This is a genomic window from Pseudomonas sp. P5_A2_2 (assembly GCF_054177685.1).
Window position 1 is genome coordinate 1 of sequence record NZ_JBGCUL010000470.1, and the last position, 3,499, is coordinate 3,499.

5 protein-coding genes are annotated in these 3,499 nt (G+C 56.3%); 1 reads left to right on the forward strand and 4 read right to left on the reverse strand.

Annotated features, from left to right (window positions below; all coding sequences use genetic code 11):
• Positions 1-474: outer membrane protein assembly factor BamE (locus ACXRVY_RS20555; RefSeq protein ID WP_458238110.1), on the forward strand; the 474-nt coding region annotated here is incomplete at its 5' end.
• A gap of 150 nt (positions 475-624) precedes the next feature.
• Here the strand turns inward: ACXRVY_RS20555 and ACXRVY_RS20560 are convergent.
• The 4 genes from ACXRVY_RS20560 to ACXRVY_RS20575 form a co-directional block, all read right to left on the reverse strand.
• A complete protein-coding gene (locus ACXRVY_RS20560) occupies positions 625-1,035 on the reverse strand; it encodes a hypothetical protein (RefSeq protein ID WP_223458573.1) in 411 nt (136 codons plus the stop codon).
• Between the two features lie 227 nt (positions 1,036-1,262).
• Positions 1,263-1,577, reverse strand: a complete 315-nt coding sequence (locus tag ACXRVY_RS20565) for an RnfH family protein (RefSeq protein WP_458238111.1) — start codon at positions 1,575-1,577, stop codon at positions 1,263-1,265.
• Positions 1,570-2,004, reverse strand: a complete 435-nt coding sequence (locus ACXRVY_RS20570; protein WP_108218128.1) for a type II toxin-antitoxin system RatA family toxin — start codon at positions 2,002-2,004, stop codon at positions 1,570-1,572. The genes ACXRVY_RS20565 and ACXRVY_RS20570 overlap by 8 nt, the downstream gene beginning before the upstream one ends.
• Before the next feature lie 7 nt (positions 2,005-2,011).
• Positions 2,012-3,415 (reverse strand): sodium-dependent transporter, encoded by a 1,404-nt coding sequence (locus ACXRVY_RS20575; protein ID WP_458238112.1) that lies wholly within the window; start codon positions 3,413-3,415, stop codon positions 2,012-2,014.
• Between the last annotated feature and the right edge of the window lie 84 nt (positions 3,416-3,499).

Here is a 3,499-nt window from a genome sequence, read left to right on the forward strand (position 1 = left end):
CTCGCCGGTTGTTCATTCCCCGGGGTTTACAAAATCGACATCCAGCAGGGCAATGTCGTCACGCAGGACATGATAGACCAGTTACGCCCGGGAATGACCCGTAAGCAAGTACGGTTTATCATGGGCAACCCTCTGCTGACTGACACGTTCCATGCCGATCGCTGGGATTATCTGTACAGCCTGCAACCCGGTGGCGGTGAACGCCAACAGGAACGCATCAGCGTTATCTTCAACCCAAATGATCAGCTTGTCAGCCTCTCTGGTGATTTCATGCCAGGCGTGAGCCGTGACGAAGCCATCCTTGGCAAGGACAGCGGCACGACAGTGGCTGCCCCGGCAGAAAACGTCGAAAAACCAAAACCGGAAAAACCGGTCAAGCCAGGTTCGTTGCTGGATCAGATCCAGAAGGACGTCGACGGTGTAGAAACCGCTCCAGTCCCGACGCCTGAACCGCTGGACACCTCGCCGCAGTAATTGGCGAATGATGCCGCTTGCCTGGGCATCAAGCTCCAGCAAGGCTGCTCTGAAAATCCGCTGCCAGACCTCTGGCGGCGGATTTTTTTATGTACCGGCAATAGTGATCGATCCGGATCGCTTGCCGGAATCACTATCGATGATTCCCGCTTATTTAATACACATCAGCATAAAGTCTTGGGAACCATCACCGGAAGGGCCCTTCATTCCTGCCAGTTGAGTGATCACACTCAAATTATCCTGCTTGGGTGTAGACCCAAGTCGCGCCCGCCCATAATAAATATCATCTTCGGAACGGCTGTTCGTAAGGGATACAGAGCAGAACCGTGGAGCCTGGATGAAGACATCCGGCTTGAAGTTAACCTTATAGTTCGCAAAATAATCAGGCTGGGAGAAGTACTCTACCGCAGAGATCCACTCGGGCGCCTGAGCCACCACCTTGCCTTGTGCGCTTATCGTGGCGGTTAACACATTGGAGGCTGCGCTGGCCGGCATGACAGTGAAAGCCGCACCCATTGCTGCCAGCACACTTGTATGCTTCAACGACTTGATCAAGTCCATTTCAGATTTATCCCTAAATGAGTTTATTTGCCCCTCACATAACGAGGGCAAGACTTGATTTAGGCTTAATCGGAACCACATTCAATCAAGATTGAAACAAAGAGAAAATTCTCTTCAATACTCAAACCAATCCTACATTTCCMCGATAAAAAGCCTACAAGGCATATTTACACTCAGGGATTTAACCACCTGTGGGCGGAAATTTTAGTGCCTGGCGCGCAATTCAATCATTGATTCCGCGCCTTGGCCTCGGCCGCTTTTGCTGCACGCAGGCGACGGACCTCTTTCGGATCCGCCAGCAGCGGCCGGTAGATTTCGATTCGGTCCCCCGCCTGAATCGTTCGAGTGTCCGGGTCGGTGATTACCTTGCCAAAGATACCCACCGGGCAGGCGGCAAGATCCAGTTCAGGAAACTCTGCCCMTACACCAGACTTGAGCACGGCCGCCCGAACCRTAGTGCCGACCGGCACCGCGAGTGAAAGCAGCACCTGCCTGTCCACAGCGGCGTACACCACTTCGATATCGATCACGGCTTCAACCATGAATCTGCTTGGCGCGCTGACAGAACGCATCCACCAGCGTATTGGCGGCCTGATTGAACAATGGCCCCAACGTGGCACGAACCAGCGGCCCGGCATAATCGAACGACAGATCAAGACTGATCTTGCAGGCCTTCTCGCCCAGCGGCTTGAACACCCACACACCATGCAATTGATTGAACGGGCCTTCTTCAAGATTCATTTCGATCGATTGACCGGGAACCAGAGCGTTTCGCGTCACGAAGTGCTGACTGAGGCCGCCCTTCGCCACACCAACGCTCGCGCGCATATGCTCAGGGGAGCTTTCCAGGACTTCGGCCGACGAACACCACGGCAGAAACTCCGGATAGCGCGCCACGTCGTTGACCAGGTCATACAGCGCTTGTGCCGGGTAAGGCAGCAAGGCCGAACGTGAAATGTGTGTCGTCATGTCAGCGTCACTTCCACAGCTGGGCGGCAAACACTACGAGGATGCCGATGGGCGCCACATAGCGCATCAAGAACAAGGACAGGCCAAACAGCGCAGGGTTGCGGATCGACAACTCGTCGCGCACCGCTTTACGCCCCATGATCCAGCCCGCAAATACCACGAAACACAAACCGCCAAGCGGCAACATGAGTCGCGAGGTGAAGAAATCGATCACGCCAAAGAAGTCGAGACCACCGGCTGCTCCCCATTGGTAAAGGTGGAACATCCCGCCTTCGTTCACGAAGAACTTGGCCTCCTTCCAGATATTGAAGGAGAACACCGTGCCCAGACCGACAAACCAGCAGCTGAAAGCCAACCAGAAGGTGACCCATGCACGGCTCACCTTAGTGCGTTCGACCAGGTAGGCCACCATCGGCTCAAGCAGGGAAATCGCCGAACTCCAGGCAGCGACCGCCACCAGCACGAAAAACACCACACCCATCAACTGCCCGAAAGCCACGTTACCAAAGGCAAACGGCAGGCTGACGAACATCAGCCCCGGCCCTTCGCTCGGATTCAGACCCGCCGCGAAAACAATCGGAAACAATGCCAGGCCGGCCACCAGGGAAACGAAAGTATCGAGCAGCGCCACGCCAACGACCGTCCCTGAAATCGACGAGTTCTTTGGCATGTAGGCGCCGTAGATCATGATCGAGCCGACGCCCACGCTCAGGGAAAAGAACGCATGCCCCATCGCGGGCAACAAGCCGTCCAGGACCTTTTCCGGGTGGAAGTCGAACATGAAATGCACGCCCTCCATGAAATGCCCGGTGGTCATGCTGTAGCCCAACAGCACCAGGACCATCACAAACAGCAGCGGCATCATGRTGCGCAGGCTGCGCTCAAGCCCGGCGACCACGCCCCTGGCAATCACCACCGCTGATAACAGCATGAAAATCGTGTGCCAAAGTGTCAGGCGCCATGGATCGGCGATCACATTGCCGAAGTAGGCCCCCACCTGATCCGCCGTTACCCCCTGAAAGTCGCCACGCCCCATGTCGATGATGTAATCCAGCGACCAGCCGCCGACAACGCTATAGAAAGACAGGATCAACAACGCTGTGATCATCCCGGCAAATGCGCCCCAGGACCATTTCGTCGAGTGCCCCGCCTCGACCGCCAGCGTCTTCAAGGCATTGGCCGGGCTCTGCCGGGCACGCCGGCCGATCAGGGTTTCGGCCAGCATGACCGGTACGCCAATCAGCGCGATGCAGGCCAGAAACATCAGCACGAAGGCGCCGCCGCCATAGACGCCGACCATGTACGGGAATTTCCAGATACTACCCAGCCCCACGGCCGAACCAGTCGCGGCGAGTATGAAGACCCAGCGGCTAGCCCAACTGCCGTGGACAGAAACCTTGTCTGTCGACATCGTTATCACGCCCAAGCGTTCAAAAAAGAGGCCGCATTGTCCGGGATTCAATCAACCTGCTCAAGCACGTAGCAACACCGTAGC

Coding starts and splice junctions, on each gene's coding strand:
- ACXRVY_RS20570 (WP_108218128.1), bottom strand. CDS start 2,004: ATGACGACACACATTTCACGTTCGGCCTTGCTGCCTTACCCGGCACAA.
- ACXRVY_RS20560 (WP_223458573.1), bottom strand. CDS start 1,035: ATGGACTTGATCAAGTCGTTGAAGCATACAAGTGTGCTGGCAGCAATG.